The sequence below is a fragment of the Pseudomonas sp. FBCC-B1565 genome (assembly GCF_059133265.1).
This window is the reverse complement of record NZ_CP101438.1, coordinates 5,952,740-5,973,696: the sequence shown is the minus strand read 5'-3', so window position 1 is coordinate 5,973,696 and position 20,957 is coordinate 5,952,740. Positions and strand designations below refer to the sequence as shown.

General features: G+C 63.0%; 6 protein-coding genes. 1 reads left to right on the top strand and 5 read right to left on the bottom strand.

What is annotated here, in order from left to right:
- Positions 1-7: 7 nt before the first annotated feature.
- Both NL123_RS27645 and NL123_RS27640 read right to left on the bottom strand, forming a co-directional pair.
- Entirely contained in the window at positions 8-6,928 is a 6,921-nt protein-coding gene (locus NL123_RS27645) for an NEL-type E3 ubiquitin ligase domain-containing protein (RefSeq protein WP_494356744.1), read from the bottom strand.
- Between the two features lie 118 nt (positions 6,929-7,046).
- A complete protein-coding gene (locus NL123_RS27640) occupies positions 7,047-13,073 on the bottom strand; it encodes an NEL-type E3 ubiquitin ligase domain-containing protein (RefSeq protein ID WP_494356743.1) in 6,027 nt (2,008 codons plus the stop codon).
- A 138-nt stretch (positions 13,074-13,211) separates the two neighbouring features.
- Here NL123_RS27640 and NL123_RS27635 point away from each other — a divergent pair, with 138 nt between their 5' ends.
- Positions 13,212-18,308: a dermonecrotic toxin domain-containing protein gene (locus NL123_RS27635; RefSeq protein ID WP_494356742.1), complete on the top strand. Its 5,097-nt coding sequence runs from the start codon at positions 13,212-13,214 to the stop codon at positions 18,306-18,308.
- Here the strand turns inward: NL123_RS27635 and ureC are convergent.
- The 3 genes from ureC to NL123_RS27620 form a co-directional block, all read right to left on the bottom strand.
- The gene (gene ureC, locus NL123_RS27630; RefSeq protein WP_494356741.1) at positions 18,305-20,005 is read right to left on the bottom strand and encodes an urease subunit alpha; all 1,701 of its coding nucleotides are present in this window, start codon (positions 20,003-20,005) and stop codon (positions 18,305-18,307) included. The genes NL123_RS27635 and ureC overlap by 4 nt on opposite strands.
- Positions 20,006-20,121: 116 nt before the next feature.
- Positions 20,122-20,427, bottom strand: a complete 306-nt coding sequence (locus tag NL123_RS27625; RefSeq protein ID WP_092249868.1) for an urease subunit beta — start codon at positions 20,425-20,427, stop codon at positions 20,122-20,124.
- Entirely contained in the window at positions 20,424-20,957 is a 534-nt protein-coding gene (locus NL123_RS27620; protein WP_248485892.1) for a GNAT family N-acetyltransferase, read from the bottom strand. Before NL123_RS27620 ends, NL123_RS27625 begins: the two co-directional genes overlap by 4 nt.

The window sequence follows — 20,957 nt, the reverse complement described above, 5'->3', positions numbered from 1 at the left end:
GCGCCCGTTACTGCGGGCGGGAGGCGCCGGGTTGCTGGTGATCGCCGCCGTGCGGTGTCAGCTCGGCCACCTCCCGGCGTGACAGCTCCAGCAGCTTGAGGTTACGTTCGGTGGCCTGCTCGATTTCCAGCCGGTTCAAGGCCTCGAGGTAGGCGTCATCAAAGTCTTGGTGTGCATCTTCCAGGGCGTTCTGCCGTGCGTCGGCATTGCGCTTGAGGGTGGCGAACTCGTCGGCATACCGCTGCTTGAGGTAGTCCACCCAGTAGTCCCGGCTGATCAGGTCCTCGTAAAACACCTCACTGCGTTCCGCGTCGAGAATGTTGCGGCGCGCGTCGGCCAGTTCAGTGCCAGTGATTGGCCGGCTGAACCGCATGTGGCGGGGTTGCCCAGGCAGCTCCAGCTGGTCCGGCCATCCCCTGGCCAGTCCGATGCGGTACGACAAGCGCACTTCCGCCACGTCCGAGTGTGGGACCAGCGCCCTGTCGGCCTCGACTTCGGCTCTGCCCAGCCGGAACAACTGCCGGGACAGGTTCAACAGGGCCGCACCTCTCAGATCCAGCCGCGCCGTATCGACGTTGAGCAACGCGTTGTGCTCGTAGACCCTGACTTCCAGCCCGCTGAAGGTCAGGATGCGGCCATCGACGCAGGTGCCGTGCGTATGGGACATGGCGAACAGCGCCTGGCGCAGTTCGGTGTTATCGGCGGCCGCTTCCAGCACGTTGCGTACCCGCTGCGACAGGTCGGCGCGAGCCGCGCCGAACTCCGTGGTGTCCTGCAACCGTTCGAGCAGGTGAAAAAACGCCTGGTGATCCGGTTCGGCCTGCAGTTGTGTCCAGATCTCCCGCAGCCTGCCTTGTTCAGGAAGGGGCAGGTCGTCTATCCAAGGCACCGATTGTTCAGGTAGTGCGGGTTGCGCCGGGAGCTCTTCGTCGGGTTGTTCAGGGAAGATTTCATCGGGCTCTGGTGATGACGGGAGCCCATCGTCCAGCATTGTCTGGATGTCCCGGCGTGACAGGCCCAGCGCCGAGTCACGCCCCGTGCGGTCCAGATACTCGATAAGCGCCGTCAGGCTGTCGTGCGACAAGGGGTTGTCGGAGATATCCGTACCCTCCATCAAGGCATCGTGGCTGCCATCCAGTGCTTCGGTCGGGATTGCACTGATGTCATTGGCGCTCAGGTTGAGCGTGCGCAGATGACCGGCTTCCAATGTGCCAGCCGGCCAATCGGTGAGGCGGTTACCGCTCAGGTTCAACACCTCGAGGGGCGAGCCAGGCTCGAGACTGAAAAACTCCATCAGGTTGTCGCTCATGTCCAGACGTTGCAGGTTTGGCCAGTCATCCAGGCCGATGGCCAACTCATCGTCGAATCGGTTGGATGACAGATCCAGCTCCCTCAACTCAGGTAATTCTGCGAGTGCCCTGGGCAAGCCCTGCAACTCGTTGCCGGTCAGGCGCAATGTGCGCAGGTTGGAAAAGCCTGCGAGGAAACCGTTGGAGCCTTGTTCGGCGAACAGGAGGCCGCTCAGGTCCAGGTGATGCACATGGGAAAAGTCCGCCGTTACCACCGGCAGGTTGTCCAGTTGCAAGCCGTTGAAACTCAGGGTCTGGCCCGCCGGGTCCGACGCCAGCCCCTGGCGCCAGCACGTGACGATGCGTTGCGCGGCCTGATTGCGGCGACTGGCCACGGACCAGTCGGTGGCTGGCGAGCCTCGCGTGTACAGCCAGCCATTGAGCTGGCGTATCAGGGTGTGCAGGGCCTCATTCCAGACGTCGATCAGAGCGTGCAAGTGCGTGTCACTGGCGCCGCCTGCGCGCAGGCGTGTCAGCCATTGCTGTAACGTCTGCTCATCCATGCCGTGCTGCAAACGTTGCAGGCGTTGCGGCAGGGGCAGGCCGGTGTCGGCGGTGGGCAGGTCGAGCAGGTGGCGGGCCAATGAGGCTCCGCTTTCGGCCTCGGGGAATACGTTGGTGGGTGGTTCCTCATAGGCAAAACGCTCCAGGGCTCCGGCGGGCAGGCCCCGGGCGGTTTCAACCCGCTGTCGGGCCACAGCCAGCGCGCCTTCGGAAACCTGGCTCAACGGCGTACCGACCACGTTGGTACTGAGCAGCAGCTCGTCTCTGGTCAGGATTGCCTCGGGCAACACGGTGATGCGGGTATTGCGCAGGTTCAGCGAGGTCAGTTGCGCCAAGTCCTCGAGACCGGTCGGCACTTGCTGCAGGTTCGTTTCTCGCAGGTTCAGCGTCCTGAGTCGTGGCATGTGATCGATCTCAAGGCGCGTGAGGGGATTGCCTTGCAGCGAGAGATGTTCCAGTGCGACGAAGTCCTGGAGCTCGGAGGGGGCGGCGGCCAGCTCGCAGTAGTTCAGTTCGACAGTGCGTGCCTGGGTGAATGCCCGGACGAAACGACTGACCTGCTCCATGGGCACACGCAGGTTCATCAGGCGCAAGGCTAGGGTGTGGGGGAAGCTGTTGGCCGGCAATTCGGGCAGGCTTGAGGGGCTGAAACCGCGTAGATCCACTTCCAGAAATGAGCTTGGCCGCGCGCGCAGTGGGTCAGCCGCCGCGTAGAGGTTGAGCAGCCCGCGACTCCATTGCACCCGCAAGTAACCGCCCATCCATCGTTGGTTTGCGTGTTCCACCGCGTGGGGAGGACGCAGCCACTCGTTCAGCCGCCGGTCGATTTCACTGTACTGTTCGCTCAGCGCCTCAATCGCGTCAAAGCGGGCGCGGTGACCGACCCAGCGTTCGGCGAAGCTGTTGATCAACACCTGCGAGTCCCGAGCGGGCTCCGTGAGGCGTGCCAGTTCCCCGACACAGTAAATCCGCACCATTTCCTCTAGGTCGATCAAGTGATCGGGTTGGTTGTTCAGCCGGGTATAGAGCGCTCTGAAGCTGTCGCGCGACATTCTCGACCAGTCCAGCGAGAGGCCGGACAGCAGGCGCTGGTGACCTTCCAGCAATTCGGCCGGAATACTCTGGATACCGGTGCCGCGCAGGTTCAGGCGCTCGAGCTGGGGCAGGTCCTGCACGCCAACCGGCCAATCGGTCACCTGAGAGCCGACTATTTCCAACTGGCGTAGCCGCGTCAGGCGGCTGACATCCAGACTGGGTTGGTGAGTCGGCGCAAACACGTTGTTGTTGGCAATGCTCAGCTCTTCCAACTGGCTGAGCGTGCCCAGGGTGTTGATGTTTTCGGCCGAGAGCGGTGAAAAGAGCTGCAATCTCGTAAGTCTTGGCCAGTGTGTCAATGTCTCGAGCTGGTTGATGCTCCGCGGGCCGGTGACGAAGATATGCAGGCTTTCCACGCTGGGGAACAAGCCAGGCAATTGCTCCAGCGGTTGGCCGTGGGTGACCAACACGCGCACATGGGAAAAATCCGCCGTCAACGGTGGCAACGGGGCGTCGGTGGTGAGTTCAAGTCTAGCGGCTGTCTGCACGTCACTGGCGAGGGGCGCATTGCGCCAACTGGCCCTGAGGTTTTCGGCTGTGGTATTGCGCAGCATGGCTTCCAGTGAGGTGGGCGGCTGCGTTGCAACCCACTGCGCCAGTGTGTTTTCCAGGGTTTCCCATTCACGCCCGCGTGCCTGCAACAGCCCGTAGATCTGCGCGTCGGTTTGCCCGGCGCGGCGTTGCTGGAGGATAAAGCCGTTGGCCTGCTCGTCGCTCAGGTCGGGGTACAGGTCTTGCACGCGCGTGACCAGCGACGGGTCCATGCCGGCGCCACGGCCACTGGCGTAGTAACCGGCCTGATTCACGCGGATGCGCGCAGGCGGCTTGAACCGCGTCGCCTCACCACGGGGCTGGCCCAGCCACTGCGGCGCCAGGTGACGGTGCTCGACCGCACTGCGAATGATGCTGCGCTGCAACTCGGCCTGCTGGCCCACATGGGGAACACCCAACGCCTGGCGCGCTTCGTCGGGCAGGGCATGCAGCACCGACGCGTAAAAGTTGTCGCCATACCTGGGCAGGCTGTTGAGGGCCTCGCCGCGCTCGTCGAACGCCTGGTAGACCGGGCCTTTCTTGACCAGGAATTTGCGCTGCATCGCGTGCTGGTTGCCGATGGCCTCGATCAGCCGGCCACCTACGTGTTCATCGCGGATTTCCAGGCGCACCGCGTCCGACCAGCCCGGCAGTTTCTGCAATGCGTGCAGGGCCAGGCGCTTGCTGTCGGTGGTCGCGATGTGATCCGTGTGCAGCCCGGCATAGGCGCGGGCTTGGCGCCCTTGTCGTGCATACCAGCGGCCTTCTTCGAGCAAGGCCAGCGGCACTTTGCCGGTGCTCTCCAGGCGCTCGAGGGCTTCGGCACTGGCGTGGACCAGGATGTCTTGCGCTGCTGGCTTGCTCAGCCCCGGACAGGCTTTTTGCAATTGTGTGATGCGCAGGTCAGTGGGTTTTGGCCCTTCATAGAGACTTTCGAAAATCGCTGATCGACGGGTCTGCGCAAAGTCGGCGATCTGTTTTCTGAACTCCACCGGCCTGGCCTCGCGCACCCGTGCCGCCTCGCCACCGAGCAGGCCGGTGATCTCGTCCTCGTCCAGCGCCGCCAGGATACGCCCCGGCAGCTCGCTGCCCAGTACATCCGCGCGGCTCATACGGATGGGCGCCCTGGCGCGCACGCCGGCATACAAGCGCTCGGCGCCGTACTGAATGGATTTCCCCCGCAGGCTCGGACCGTCAAAGACCTCCAGCACCCGACCCGTCGGCCAGCGGGGCAACTCAGTGACCAGCGGCAAGATGTACAGATAACGTTCGTCCACCGCCGTGCCGGTCTGCACCTGGCTGATCACGTCTTCGACGCCCCTGTCGGCTTCAAACAGGCGCATGGCATCCGTCAACTCGGGCGGCGGCGGCTGGTTGTCCAGGTGGACCTTGCGCAGGGTGTTATCGCTGACGCCGCTGACTTCGGCGATCTTCAACAGTTGCTCGTCGGAGTATTGCTCGGTCGCGTGGCCGAACCGGCGTAGCAGCGTGAGCCGGTCCCAGGCCAGTGGGCGTTCCAGGGTGTGGCGCCAGGCCCCTTGCCCGTTGTGCCGCAGCAGCGGCTGATAGGCATCCGGATCACTGGGGTGCTGAATGCGCCACTCGCCGGGCGTTGTACCTTGGCTTATTTCGTAGTGCTTACCGTCCTGGCGGATATAGGTTTTGCCGTTGACCGCATAACGTCCCTGGGGATCGGGGCTGGCCTCGGGCGCCAGGGCAACGTCGCTTGCATAGGCGTTCAGGTCGGGCTTCCACAGGCGGGTTTCTCCGTTGGGCAAGGTGACTGACTGCAACCCCTCGATCACCGGTTCAGCCGGTACCGCCGTCAATTTGGCCAGGCCTCTTCCTACCCCCACTTGAGCAGCAAGCAACACCAGGTTCTCCGCTACATCAATCAGGTGAGCCTTGGCCGCTTTGCGATCACCTTCGGACCACTCCTTCACACCTTCGAAGGTTTCGTACAGGAGCTGGCCGGCCATCACGGCGATCATGACTTCACCCAGCACCGGTACGAATATCGACACCCCGGTCAACAGCAGCATGCCGATATTGAGCAGCGCCGCCAATTTGCGCGAACGCACGGTGGCATCCACTTGCGCGGTCGGCACGGCGTGGCTGCGGGCGTCGGCGTAGACTTTGGCGCGGTGTTGCTCGTAGAGGTAGGTCCACAGGTCGAAGTTATCGATCCAGAAGATACCGCTGTGCACGGGCGCGATAACGACAGGGTTCAGGTACGGATCGTCGTTGGCCACCTGCTGGATCGGGTTGGGCGGTGGCAGGGTGTTGACCCGGCTGAACAGGGAAAACGGGTCGAGCCCCTGGCGTATCTGGTCCAGCAAGGGCGCATACGGGGCCAGGTCCTGGGCAACCGTGGTTTCCGAGGTGTCCTGGGTGAATTGGCTGAAGTAGTCCGCGCGGTCGGCGTAATCGACGAACTGGCTGAAAAAACGCTGGTAGGCGCTGGGGCTGCCGGCGGTGGCCGGGGGCGTGTCGCGGGCGGTGAAGCGCTCTTTGAACAGTGGCTTGAGCTGGCGCAAGGTGTAGCGTTTGAGGGGCGATTGCGGATCGTCGGGGATGTACAGCAGCAACTCGCTCGCGTTGTGGAGCTCTCCGCTGACCAGAAATACCACCACGCCCGTGAGACGGTGCTTCATCAAACTCAAGTCGCGAAACCAGATGCGTTGGCCGTTCAGCATCGGTTCGGTTTCGCCGCCGACCACCGCGAGCACCATGCGGTAGTCCGCGTCGGTGATGTCTTTTTTCAGCAGGGCCTGTTCAGCGGCAACGCGCAGGGAGGCCTTGTGGGCGGTGATGAATTTGTCACGCACTACGGCCTGCGTGACCGCGTCTTTGGGCTCCAGGTAATCCTTGAGGTAGGCCTGGTACTTCGCGCCGATGTCCAGTGAGCGGCACAGCCCAGTGAATTGCGCCACGGTCAGTGATGTAGACACTGCGTCGAATTCATCTCCGGTCTTGACCACGAACCCCGACGAAGGGTGAAAGGCGTTGGCCTCACATTCAGCCTCTTCGAAGTTGTGCAGGGCGGCTTGCAGCAGAGGCAGCTTCAGGGCTTCGAACCAACCGGCCGTGATCGAGAAAACGCCGACGGTGATGGATTTTCTGAGCCTCAGAAAGGTTTTATCGACATCCAGCTGCACCTTGAACTGATCGTTCAATGCCTGGGTCAACAGGGGCCGGGCAAAGGTGTCGATGTCTTGCATCGCGGACATGGCCTTGTCCAGTTTGCCTTGCGCAGTGAAGCTTGCGGTGATGGCGTCTTGCAGCGATTTGCGTTGTGCTGCCGAGGCGTGCTGGTACCAATCGGGCGTCGTCGCGGGCGTCGTTTTCAGGGCTTCACGTTGCTGCGCAGTGGCCTGGGTCAGCCAATCGGGAATGGCGTTTTCGAGAAAGGGGGTGTGCAGGCTTTTTGAAGCGGGTGAAGCCGTCATGCTGTCTCTCCTTGGGTAGTGGAGCAGACAGCAGATCACTTCGGCAGGCGCGGCTAGCGGTAGATAGAGAACACCACCGAAGGCTGGCGCCAGGGCGGGCAACCCTGGCGCCGGGTGGTCAGGTGATCGGGTTGGCGCGCAGCTCCGTGCGGGTCAGTGTTTCAATCAGGTTGGCTTCCTGGATGGCAAGCTGGGCCTGCAAGTCCCTGGCCTGCTGCGCGTAGTCGGCGTCGCCCAGCGAGCCTTCGACATGCTGGTCATGCAGCGCTGCCAGGCGCTCATGGAAGGGCTGGCCCTGCGCCTCGAATTGCTCGCGGTACTTCTGGGTCAAGTACTCCTGCCAGAATTCCCTGGAGATCAGCGCCTGGAGTTCGGCGGGCGAATTGTTCAGCTTGAGGATGTTGTCGCAGGTGGCCTTCAACACCTCTTCACTGACCCGGCCCAGGCCGATGAACTGCGCCGATTGCGGTTGTCCCGGCAAATCGAGTCTGGTTTTGTCTTTGAGCCCGAATCGATAGGCGAGCCTGATTTCAACTTCCTCGAGCATGGCGATCTGCTCGGCTTTCTCCTGCGCCGACAACCTTGGGTTGTTGTTGATCGCCTCGGTGCGCCTGGCGATATCGTTGAGCGCGGTTTTTTCCACCTCGTCGAGACGGAACAAGCCCCTGGACAATTTGATCAGTGCGGCGCCTTGATTCACATCGGCAGCCAGGGTCTTGGCGTTGTGCACCATGGCCATGACTTCCACGTTGCTGAACGACAGCCCGGCGCGATCACAGCAGGTCGCGCGGCCTGCCCATTCGAACATCTGCTCGCGCAACGCGGCGGATTCTTCGGAGTTTTGTGTGATGGCGTCGATCACCCTCCACACCCGTTGTTGCAGGTCTGCATGGCCGCCGCGAGGTTCACTCAGGCCTTCGAGCATAGCGAAGAAACCGTCACTGCCAGGCTGTTCGCGCAATTGCCGCCACTGGGTTTGCCGGGCGGCGACCTGGTCCTCGGCCAGGTCTTGGGTCCAGCGTTGAGTCTGCGTCGGCTCGATCATCACATGGTCCCGAATGCGCGGCGGCAGAGGTGTGCGCGCCGGGGCGAGTGCCGAGATGACCAGTTGGTTCGGGTGGTCGGCCGAGGCCAGGCCTGCCTGTTCAAGCCTGGCCCTGTAGTCCCTTAGTTGCTGGCGCGTCTGCTCGGTCAACGGGTTGTTGTTGAGTTCGATTTTGTGAGTGAGCTGCACGGACTGCGCCAGTTGCGCGTCGGGTGGGTTGATGAGCGAGCCGGGCAGTTGGGTGATGCGGTTATCCCTCAGCGCGACCGTGTCCAGCAAGGGTTGCGCGCCTAACCCTGTGGGGAATGTCTCAAGCCCGCAGTTTTGCAGGCCCAGCGTACGCATATCGGTGAACACGCTGAAGTCCGGTGTAAGGCCCAGTGGGTTGTTTCCCAGCAGCAGCGCCCTGAGCGTGGTTCGCCGGGCCAGCACTTGCGCGGTTTCAGCGGTCAATCGGATCTGGTTGTTCTGCAGGAACAGGCGGGTCAACCCGTTCATTTCATTGAGCGCCATCGGCAACTCGCGCAACTGGTTGTTTGACAGGTCCAGCCAGCGCACGCCGCTATGGCGTAGCAGGAACTGCTCGGGGCAGGTGCTCAGGTGCATGTTGCTCAGTTTGAGTGAGCCCACGTGGCTGAAATCGGCGTCCAGTTCGGGCAGGCTCGGCAGGTTGAGGCCGCTGAGGTCGAGTTCCAGGCCAATGGCTGTCCCATCGTTGGCGTGTTGTGTCGGCGTTTCCTTGCGCCAGCACTTCAGGACCCTCTCCCTGGCCTGGTAGCGGTCATCCAGGTCGATGACATTCAGCAAGCGCTGTTGCGTGCGCACGTAGCCTCCGCCGGTGCGGCTGTTGGCATTGCCGCCCGCCGCCGCCCAGGTATTGAGTTGTGTGTTGAGCGTCTCGAACTCTTGCTCCAAGCGCAAGAGTTCGGTGTTGGCGCCGTCACCCAGGGCCCAGATGAATTGCCGGGATTCCAGAATACTGCGCCTCGGGTACAGCGCCCGGGTGCGTTCAAGCTGCGGGTTTTGCATATCGAACACATCGGCGGTTCCGATCAGGTCCGGACGCTGTTCGTTCAGGCGCCTCCAATAGGCGTCGAAGCGCTGCGCGTACTCTGGCGGGAATGGGTTGCCTTTGAGGCGGGTGACTCCGTTGATCCTCGCGATGGTTTCCAGTTGCTGCGGTTGTGGGGCGAGATTGGCCTCGGGTATTTCGCGCAGGCGGTTGTTGCGCAGGTCGAGCAGTTGCAGGCTGGTTTTATCCTGCAGGCCGGTCGGCCACTGATCGATCCCGGTATAGGACAGGTCCAGTGTTTTCAAACGGTTCAAGGCGCTGACGTCTGGAGTGATGCCCAGGCGGTTGCCGCTGAGTTCCAGGGTTTCCAACTGGTGCAGGCGGCTCAGTTGGGCGGCGCTCTGTGGGGTCAGCATGATTTTGTTCGCTTTCAGGCTCAACTGGGCCAGCTGGGGCATTGCGTCGAGTCCATCGGGTAACGCTGCGAGTTCGCAGCCATCCAGGCTCAGGGTCTTGACCTGGCGGAAGTTGTTCAGAAACGTCTGGGCATTGCCCGACCACATTTTGGTGTTCAGCTCCAGTTTCTCGACGTGGCTGAAGTCTGCCGTCAGCGCGGGCAGGTCCACTGGCATACCGCTGATGATTTTCAGCGTATTGCCCGACTCACGACGCCAGCAGCGCTTGATGTCCTCGGCGATCACCCGGGCGTAGCCGCCAGCCCGGTCGTACGCAGTCACCACCAGGCGCGGTGGATTGGCTTTGACCCAAGCCTCCAGATCAGTTTCGAGCTTGCTGTACTCGGCTTCCCGCAGCCTCAGCCTGGTACGCACGTCGCTGCCCAGTGATTCGATAAAGGCGTCGATTTGCGCATCGCTGAAAGAGGGGTAGAGCTTGCGCACCCGCTGCGCTGTGCTGCGAAATGGCGACACCAGTTTTTCGTAACCGCGACCGCCGCCCAGTAAACGCATGGTGGTGTCGTAGGCCGGCTTGCGCACCGGGTGTTCGAGCAACACGCCGCGCAGTGCCTCGCGTGGCAAGGGGGCGGCCTGGATGGCAGCTTGCAACTGTCGGGCGTCGGCCAGCCGAAGGTCCTGGCGTTCACCCGATGACAGCGCGTCCAGAATGGCCTGGTACAGATCCGTAGGGCGAGGCCCTTTGAATTGGCCGTTTTCCAGTTGTACCAGGGTTTTGCCCGGTGCGGTGTCCAGTTCGCCGATGGCATCGAGCAGCGGACCCTGGGTGGAGTGCTGGCGCAATTCCACGCGTGCTCCGCGTCGCCAGCCGGGCAGTGTCTCCAGGGTCCGCAGGGCCAGGCGCTGGCTGTCGAGGTCGTAGGGGGTGTTCAGGTAGAGGTTTTCATAGGCGCGGGCTACGCGGGTTTCCTGTTCGGCCCATTGCGCCTGCTCGGCGAGCGCGTCCGGCAGGCGTGCGGTGCGGCGCAAGGCGACCAGGTCTTCGGTGCTCAGTTGCGTGAGCAAGTGCACGGCGATCGGGGTCGGCAGTTTCGGGTAGGCGTCTTTCAGGCGTTGCACGTCCAGGTCGGTGCTGGCCGTCAGTGTCTGATAACGCTCCTCCACCTGTGCCACCTTGAATCGTTCGACAAAATCCCCCAGCTCCCGCCGCAACTTGCCGGCCCGTATGGCAAGCGTGTCCTCGGGCGAACCAGGGATGTCGACCAGCTCCGGATCAGTGCCTTGCAATGTGCTCAGCACTTCACGCAACCCTTCGCCGCGTGCCAGCTGTTGCTCGGTAAGCAGCACCGTGCGCCGGCGCGAAGACGGTGGGTAGGGTTCGTCGTCCCATACGATGCGCCCCTCATGGTCGATTACCCGCAGCGTCGGGGAGCTGGACAGCAGGCCGCGCCGCTTCATCAAGTCCAGTTGTGTGCCCAGGTCCGCCTGGGGGTAGACCTGAGGGTCGGCGCTTTTGAGCTGTTCGATGAAGGTGGTGACCTGCTGATGAAGCCTGAAACGCTGCAACGAGTCGGCCAGCAGCAGGGGCACGTTTTCGGCGTTGGCATGGGCTTCACGCAAGGCGTTGGCGCTCACCCCGCTGGCTTCTTGGGCCTTGAACAATTGTTCGTCATCGAGGGCCTCGGCAGGCAGGCCCAGGCGCCGTAGCAAGGTGGTGTCATCCCAGGCCAGTGGGGTTTCGCCCTCGTGGTGCCAGGCGCCTTCGCCATTGTGTGTCAGCTTCGGTGCATAGGCGTCGGTACGGGTCGGGTGCTGGATGCGGTATTCGGTGCCTTCCGGGTCCTGGGCCACGCGATAGGTCCGGCCTTCCAGCGGCAGAATCCTCTGCCCGTCCTGGGTGTACAAGCCATGCGCATCGGGCCGGGCATCCGCCGCCAGTTTGACGGGCGATGCATAAGGCTCCAGGTCGGGTTTCCACAAACGGGTCTTGCCGTCGGCCGAGGTCACCGGTTGCAATTGCTCGACCACCGGCTCGGCCGGCACCGCAGTCAGCTTGCCGAGGCCCTTGCCTGCACCGGCCAGCACCGCCAGAAACACCAGGTTCTCCGCCACGTCGATGAGGTGGGCCTTGGCCGCCTTGCGATCACCCTCAGCCCATTCCTCCACACCCTCGAAGGTTTCATACATCAACTGGCCGGCCATCACCGCCATCATGACTTCGCCCAGCCCCGGCACGAATATCGACACGCCGGTCAACAGCAGCATGCCGATATTGAGCAGCGCCGCCAGTTTGCGCGAGCGCACGGCGGCGTCGACATCCGCCGTGGGCACGGCGTGACTGCGGGCGTCGGCATAGACTTTGGCGCGGTGCTGTTCGTAGAGGTAGTCCCACAGGTCAAAGTCGTCCCGCCAGAACAGGCCGCTGTGGGCTGGCGGCGTGATAACAGGGTGCAGGTACGGGTCTTCGTTGGGGACTTGCTTAGGTGGCGGTGACGCTGGCAAATCGTTGACCCGGCTGAAGATGGAAAACGGGTCCAGCCCCTGGCGGATCTGATTGAGCAGCGGTGCAAAGGGGGCCAGGTCCTGGGACAACGTGGTGTCCGAGGTGTCTTGGGTGAACTGGCTGAAGTAATCCGCGCGGTCGGCGTAATTGACGAACTGGCTGAAAAAACGCTGGTAGGCGGTGGGGTTGCCGTCTTCGGCCGGGGGCGTGTCGCGGGCGGTGAAGCGTTGTTTGAACAGGGGCTTGAGCTGGCCCAGGGTATAGCGCTTGAGGGGCGATTGCGGGTCGTTGGGGATGTACAGCAGCAATTGGCTGGTGTCGTGAAGCTGGCCGCTGAGCAGGAAGACCACCACGCCCGTCAGGCGATGTTTCGCCAGGCTCAGGTCGCGGAACCAGACGCGTTGGCCGTTCAGCATCGGGCGGGTTTCGCCGGCGATCACCGAAAGCACCATGCGGTAGTCCGCGTCGTTGATGTCTTTTTTCAGCAGGGCCTGTTCGGCGGCGGTGCGCAGGGCAGCCCTGTGGGCGACGACGAAGTGTTTGCGCAGCACCGTCGCTGCGAGCGCGTCCTTGGGCTCCAGGAAGTCCTTGAGATACGCCTGGTACTTTGCGCCGATATCCAGCGAGCGACACAACCCGGTGAATTGCGCCACCGTCAGCGGGGTGGATACCGCGTCAAAGTCATCCCCGTTCTTGATTACGAACCCCGACGTTGGGTGAAAGGCGCCGGCTTCACATTCATCCTCTTCGAAGTTGTGCAGGGCCGCTTGCAGCAGCGGCAGTTTCAATGCCTCGAACCAGCCGGCGGTGATGGACGCGATGCTGACGGTGATGGGTTTCCTGAGCCTGAGGAAGGTCTTGTCCACATCCAACTGAACCTTGAACCGATCGTTCAGCGCCTTGACCAGCAGGGGCCTGGCAAAGGTGTCGATGTCTTGCAGCGTGGACATCGCCTTGCCCAGCTTGCCTTGCGCGGTGAAGCTGGCGACGACGCTGTCTTCCAGCGTCTTGCGTTGCGCCGCCGAGGCCTGTTGATACCAGGCGGGCAGCGCGGCATCCGAGTGTTTGAGTGCGCTGCGGTAGGACGAAGGCACGTCTGCCAGCCAGGCCGGTATGGCGTCTTTGAGGACGTCATGATGGCGGCTGTCAGTGACGGATGGAGACTCAGGCATGGTGTCGCTCCTGCAATGAATGAGGGAGTCGACAGCACATCATGCGCCCAGGCTCGGGCAGCGGTAGATAGGTAGGGCCGACGGCCGGCAGGCGCGACTTAGGATTGCGCGATTGTCAGATCACACGGTAGTCACCTCATGTCCGAGCCAACCTCCCCACCTGCACCCATTGAACAAGGCCAGCATTACGCTCTGATCAAACAGGCGATTGCGCCGTGCCTGAGCCAGGCGTCGCCCTCGCGTCGCCTGGCGCTCAAGCAAACCCCGGCACAGATTCCCGATTGGTATGCCGCCGCCTCTCAATCGCGCAAAGACCAACTCAAGGCGTTGCTGGACGCGCGTTGCACGTCGCTCAACGCGTTGGAAAAGTCCCTGGCGAAGCTGCAGTCGGTGACAGCCTTCGCCCAGCCGCTGCTGGAAGCGGCGCTCAGGCAGGCCGGTTTCGAACTGGACGTCAATCAAACCTGGTTGCGCCTCTACTATCCGGTCGAAGACGCCTTTGGCGTGGCGACCGGCGGGTTCAGGACCAAGACATTCTCGTTGTTGCAGGCGGCCTTGAACAACTTCGAGGCGCGGGAAGCCCGGGCCGGGTTTTTCAATGCGTCTTCCGGGTTCATCACCACGCCCGATGCCCGGGGACAATTCGAGCGGCATGCCACGACGCTGAAGATCGAGGTGTTCGCCCAGTTGTGCCGTGGCCTGGACCTGGGCGCGAAGTACCAGGCCCACCTCAAGTCCTTCCTGCAGCCCCAGGATGCGGTCGCCGAAGGCGTGCTGCGCGAGCGTTACTTGAAGCACCAGAAGGCGGCTTTCGAAGCGGCAGCCTGCCTGGCCCTGCTCAAGGGCGATATCGATGAAGGCGACCACGCCCTGTTGATGCGCGTGCTGGCCGGCGAGCCGCAGATCATGCTGGGTGACAAGCAGGTGTGGTACCGCGTGCCCTGCGTGATGAACCTGCGCCTGCAGGATTGCCTGGTGATCGACCCCTGCGTCAAATACCGCTACTCCACATGGGTGATCGTTTATATCCCGGACGACCCCGACCACCCGATCAAGCGCTACGTCTCCTACGACGCCTTCAGCAACGCCATGACCGACCGGCTCAAGGCTGGGCCGGGGAGGGCTGCTGATCGCTCTCAAGTCGCACCGGCCACGGACTACCAGCGCTTCATCAGCCAGTTCGTTGCCTACCAGCACCGGCCCTACTACTTTCGCAGGCTCACCGAGCTGGTGCTGGATGCGCCGCCGCAGCCCTTCGCCTTGCAATGGATACGCTCGGAGTGGGGCCAGTACATCACCGAGCTCTTCAGCCCACCGGCCATCACAGGGATTGCCTCGATCTTCGGCGACTCCCAGCCCCAGGGGCGCGTACCGATCAGCGCACCTGAATTCGATGTCAATGCGGTTTCGATCAAAGGGCTCTGGGAAGAAGTGGACCTGTGGCCCTATCGATACGAAAACCTGCGTACCCGGCTGTACGCCGATGCACGCGCCCAGGCCGTGAGCACCGCGGATGCCGACGAAGCCGGACGGTCTCGGCGCCTGGAGCACTATCTGAATATCGGTTTGTTTGGCGTGAACCTGCTGGGCATGGTGATCCCACCGCTGGGCGTGGCGATGTCATTGGTGACGGCCGGGCAGTTGTTGTACGAAGTGCTGGACGGTGCTATCGATTGGGCGCAGGGCGACCGTGAAGCCGGCTGGGCGCATATCACCGATGTCATTGAAAACCTGGCGCTGCTGGCGGTCGGTGCGACCGTCAGCCATCTCACCCTTTCGCCCTTTATCGAACAGCTCAAAGCCGTGCCATTGCCTGGCGGCAAGGTGCGGCTGTGGAAACCGGACCTGTCGGCCTATGAACATACGTTGCGGTTGCCACAAGGCTCGGTCGCGGATGGGCGCGGGCTCCATCGGGTCGGCGGCAAACAGGTGCTGGAACTGGAAGGCAAGCGCTATGCCGTGCAACAGGATGCCGAGACCGAGGGCTACTACATGGAGCATCCAACGCGCAGCGACGTCTACCAGCCCCGGCTGACCGCCAATGGCAGTGGGGCCTGGAATCATGAACTGGAACAGCCGTTGCGCTGGCGCGGGGCAACCCTGATGCGGCGCCTGGGGCCGGTGATGGACGGCTTCAGCTACGCCGAGCTGGAGCAGATCCGTCGGGTCAGCGGGGTTGAGGAAGACAGGCTGCGTCGTGTGCATGCCGAGGGCGAGCCCGTGCCGGCGATCCTGCTGGACACGGTGCGCCAGTTCCGGGCCTATCACGATGCGGTGGCGGTGGCCGAGGGGATCGGCCAGGGCAAGCTCTCCAGTGCCCTGTGCAGCTTCCCGGCCTTACTGGTCACTGAGTTGAGCGGATGGCCGGAGCATCTGGCGCTGGAAGCCTATTCGGACATTGAACCGCGCAGCGTGTCGGCCAAGTACGGTAATTCAAAAGCCATTGCGCGGGACACGCTGCGTCTCAGCCGCATGGCGTTGATGAGGGGGGAGTTGCCTGCGGCGGTCATCGGCTTTTTGAGCGAAGCACAAACCCACGCGTTACTGCCCGGCTACACCCCAAGGACCCCGGAACTACGCATTGGCGCCTTGCGCAAACGCCTGAAGGACTTTGCGGTGAACCAGCGCGCCCGGTTGATGCGCAGCCTATACGCCGAGCAGCAGCCCACTGCGCAGCCCGCCACCCAATTGATTACACGCCAGTTTCCACGCGTGCCGGCGCTGATGGCCGAGGAGCTATTGGTCGGCGCTACGCCGCAGGAATTGCGCACCCTCAACACTGACCAGCGCGTGCCGTTGCGCATTGCCGAGGCCGCACGCCAGGCGCAGCAGCAAATGCGCCTGGCCCACGCCTATGAAGGGCTATACCTGGAAGCGCTGGCGGACAAGGATACCGAGGTCCTGGCGCTCAACACGCTTCAGTCCCTGCCGGGGTGGAAGGACGACCTGCGCCTGGAGGTGCGCGACGCCGAGCTGGAAGGGGAGTTGCGGGCCAGCTTCGGCGCCGAAGACGCCTCTGAGCGCAAGGTGCTGGTGCGGGTCGGCGAGGGCCGCTATCAGGCGCGCAATATTCGTGATGAAACCCTGCACGAAACCGAAGACCTGTATGCGGCCCTGCAACATGCCCTGACCGATGCGCACCGTCGGGCCATCGGCTTGCCGAGCATCAAACAAGGTCCACAACTGAAGGCAAAAATCGTTGAAGGCGCGCTGCCACGGGATCAACTGCGGCCATTGCTCAAGATGCAGCAACGCCGCTACCGCTTTGCCGACCGCCCCTCGATGCGCCTGCCCGGCGGACGGCTGGGGTATCGATGGAGCAATCATGGCCAGGACACTGCCTGGGGGCGCATCGTCGAGGAGCGCGTGCGCAGCCTCTACCCCACGTTGACCAGCGAACAGGTGAGCGCGTTTGTCGATGGGTTGGGCGTGGAGCCGCACGCGAAGCTCAAGGCCCTGGAGCTGGAATACAAAACCTTCGACAACGCGTTGCAGAACTGGCTGCGCGAGCACGTCCGGCAAGTGTCCGCAGAGGCTCGCCGCTCTGGCGCGTTCCTGCACCAGCGGCGTGCGCGCCTGAGGATCGTCAGGGCCTTGCGCGAAGCATGGCGTCGCACCGGAAGCGAGGACCTGGATATCAGCGGGTATTCCCATGGCCAGGTCATTGACCTGTCTGGAGAGGACCTGTTCGACCAATTGGAAGAACTGCCCCTGCTGACCGTCAACTTCGATCACGTCTCGGCCCTTGAACTCTCTGGCGCCGGCATCGAGACCGATCCCACCCCGTTCCTGCGTCATTTCAAGCGCCTGCGTCGTCTCGGCCTGGAGAACAACGAGCTGACGGTGCTGCCTGAGGCAATCGGGCAGATGTTGCGTTTGACTGCGTTGGACTTGTCCGAAAACCAGATCGTCCTGGACATCGACGCTGTCAATCGCCTGAAAGGGCTGACGCAACTGAACTACCTGGGACTGGAGAGTAACCCGCTTCACCTGGCCCCCGACATCGGCCGCATGCCGGACTTGAGCATGCTGCTGCTCGGCGATACCGGGCTCGGCACTTGGCCGCCTGGCCTGTTCGATCAGCCTCGTGCACGTTCTTTTGTACTGGACCTGAGTGCCAATCGGCTGGACAGCGTGCCGCAGGTCGAACCGGGGTCAAGCCAGGCGAATACCGTGGCGCGTACGCGGATCAACGCGGAACCACGGTACATCTCCGCACAGAACCTGGACGTGATCAGGGGCTATCGGCAATCGGTAGGGCTGGAGCCTGATCGACCCTATCCGCCCAGGGGTGTGCTTGACAGCATTCATTGGCGCACGGGCTTGAGCGATGAGCAGTGGGTCGCCAAGCAGCACCTGTGGGACAGCCTTGAGCACGAGCACGGGTCCGAGCCTTTTTTTAGCGAGTTGCGCAAACTGTCCGAGTCCGCAGACACCCTTGAGGAGGACGCCGCCAAAGCCGACCTGACGCGCAAAGTGTGGACCATGATCGAGTCTGCAGCTGCGCACCGGGCTCTGCGTGACAAGCTGTTCATTATGGCCGCGGCGCCCACCACCTGTGTGGATGCCGGCGCGCAACTGTTCAATGCCATGGGCATTGAAGTGCTGGTGGCCCAAGCCTACGAACTGGTGGCCGAGGACCTGGTGGAACGCCAATTGCTGGAGCTGGCGCGCGGCAAGTCGCGCTTGGACGAGTTGGGCCGGATCGCCCGCGGCAGGGTCAGTGAACTGGTGGCTCAGGGGCGCAAATTCCCCGAGTACGATGCCGAGGGGCTGCGCGTCACGCATCGTGATGCGCAAGGCAACGTGATGCGGGACATCGACGAGGTGGAGATCTACCTGATTTACGCCACCGAGTTGGCTTCCGAGGACAAACTGGACTTGCCTTGGCAATCGGCGCGCATGATGTTCGAGGAGCCGGATGTGACCCCTGCCATGATCGAGCAGGCACGCGTGCGAGTACTGGCCCTGGAAGAGGGCGACCTGTTGCGCAAGTCGATTGGTGAGCAGCCGTTTTGGCTGGGCTTTCTCAAGCAGTCCAATCCCGGGTCGTTCCAGGCGCTGCAGGCCGAGGCCGAGGCGGCGTTCGATCGGTACGCCACCTCGGACCCGGCACGGTTCGAGGCTGAAATGGCGAACCTGGCGACGCAAGACAAGGCCCTGGTCGCCAAGCTGACCGGCCAGGCCCTGGACCGTGCGCGGTTGTCGCGTATCGGCGTGCCGCTCGTGGGCTAGAACAGGAAATAGCGCTGCGCCATCGGCAGCACATCCGCCGGTTCGCACCACAGCAACACGCCGTCGGCCTTGACCTGGTAGGTCTGTGGGTCGACCTCGATGTGGGGCAGGTAGTCGTTGTGGATCAGGTCGGTTTTCTGCACGTCGCGACAGCCCTTGACCACGGCAATCTGCTTTTTCAAACCCAGGGCTTCGGGTACGCCGGCGTCCTGCGCGGCCTGGCTGATAAAGGTCAGGCTGGTGGCATGCAGGCTGCTGCCGAAGCTGGCGAACATCGGGCGGTAGTGCACCGGTTGCGGTGTTGGGATCGACGCGTTGGCGTCGCCCATCAGGCTGGCGGCAATTGCCCCGCCCTTGAGGATCAGCGTCGGCTTGACCCCGAAGAACGCCGGGCGCCACAGCACCAGGTCGGCCCATTTGCCAACCTCGATGGAGCCGACGATATGGCTGACGCCGTGGGTGATCGCCGGGTTGATGGTGTATTTGGCGATGTAGCGTTTGACGCGGAAGTTGTCGTTGCCCGCACCATCGCCAGGCAGGGCGCCGCGCTGTTTTTTCATCTTGTCGGCGGTCTGCCAGGTGCGCGTGATCACCTCGCCGACGCGGCCCATGGCCTGGCTGTCGGAGCTGATCATGGAGAACGCACCCAGGTCATGCAGGATGTCTTCGGCGGCGATGGTTTCACGGCGGATGCGGCTTTCGGCGAACGCCACGTCTTCGGCGATGCTCGGGTCCAGGTGATGGCAGACCATCAACATGTCCAGGTGTTCGTCGATGGTATTGCGGGTGAACGGTCGCGTTGGGTTGGTGGAACTGGGCAGCACGTTGGCAAAACCACAGGCCTTGATGATGTCCGGCGCATGGCCGCCACCGGCGCCTTCGGTGTGGTAAGTGTGAATGGTGCGGCCCTTGAACGCTGCAAGGGTGGCCTCGACGAAGCCGGATTCGTTGAGGGTGTCGCTGTGGATCGCCACCTGCACGTCGTACTCGTCGGCCACGCTCAGGCAGTTGTCGATACTGGCGGGGGTAGTGCCCCAGTCTTCGTGCAACTTCAAGCCGATGGCGCCGGCCTTGACCTGCTCGATCAAGGGTTCCGGCAGGCTGGCGTTGCCCTTGCCGGTGAAGCCGATGTTCATCGGGAACGAATCGCTGGCTTGCAGCATGCGCGCCAGATGCCACGGGCCTGAGGTGCAGGTGGTGGCGTTGGTGCCGGTGGCCGGTCCCGTGCCGCCGCCGATCATGCTGGTGACGCCGCTGTTCAGCGCCTCTTCGATTTGCTGCGGGCAAATGAAGTGAATATGCGTGTCGATGCCACCGGCGGTGAGGATCATGCCTTCACCGGCGATCACTTCGGTGCTGGCGCCAATGGCCATGGTCACGCCGGGCTGGATATCCGGGTTGCCGGCCTTGCCGATGGCGTGGATGCGGCCGTTCTTCAAGCCGACGTCGGCCTTGACGATGCCCCAGTGGTCGATGATCAGGGCGTTGGTGATCAGCGTGTCGACCACTTCATGGGCGAGCAACTGGCTCTGGCCCTGGCCATCGCGGATGACCTTGCCGCCACCGAATTTCACTTCTTCGCCGTAGACGGTGAAGTCCTGTTCGACTTCGATGAACAGCTCGGTGTCGGCCAGGCGGACCTTGTCACCGACGGAGGGGCCGTACATGTCGGCGTAGGCTTGGCGGCTGATTTTCATGTGGTTGCCCTGAAGATATGTGTTGAATGTGAGATCGCTATCGGGGGCAAGCCCCCTCCCACCTTGATGTGTGAACACGGTCAAAATGTGGGAGGGGGCTTGCCCCCGATAAGGCCCTAAAGATCACCCATGATCCGTCCGGCAAACCCGAATACCCGCCGCCCACCGCTCAAATCCACCAACTCGATTTCACGGCTCTGCCCAGGTTCAAAGCGCACCGCCGTGCCCGCCGGGATATTCAAGCGCATGCCACGGCTCGCGGCCCGGTCAAACGTCAGCGCGTCATTGGTCTCGAAAAAATGGTAATGCGAGCCCACCTGGATCGGTCGGTCGCCACTGTTGGCCACGCTGAGGGTGACGGTGCGCCGGCCGACGTTGAGTTCGATGTCGCCAGGCTGGATCCGGTATTCGCCAGGAATCATGCAGGTTGCCCCAGGGTCTTGAAGTAGATGGCGGTCGGGCTGTAGCGCCCGTCCGGGCTTTGGCAGTAGTCGGGCAGTTCGCCGATCTTGGTGTAGCGCAGCGACTGGTAGAAGGCTTCGGCCGGGGAGCCGGCTTCGGTGTCCAGGTACAGCAGGCCGCGCTTGTGCTGGCGTGCGGCGAGCTCCAGGGTGTGCATCAGTTGCTGGCCCAACCCATGGCGCCGTGCATTGCTGTGCACCAGCAGCTTTTGCACTTCGGCGCGGTTGAGGCCGTTGGCTTTCTGGCACAGCGCCAATTGCACACTGGCGATCACCTGCTCGTCGCGCACCACCACCCACAGCAGCAGGCTGGCGTCTTCGATGCTCGCCTGCACGGTGCCCAGATAAGCCCGCGCCTGGGCCTCATCGAAGTCCGCCATGAAGCCGACCGAAGCGCCATGCCTGACCGCGTCCAGCAACAGCTCGATCAAGCCCAGGCGGTAATGGGCAAAACTTTCAGCATTGACTCGACGCAGCTGCGCGGCGTTCAT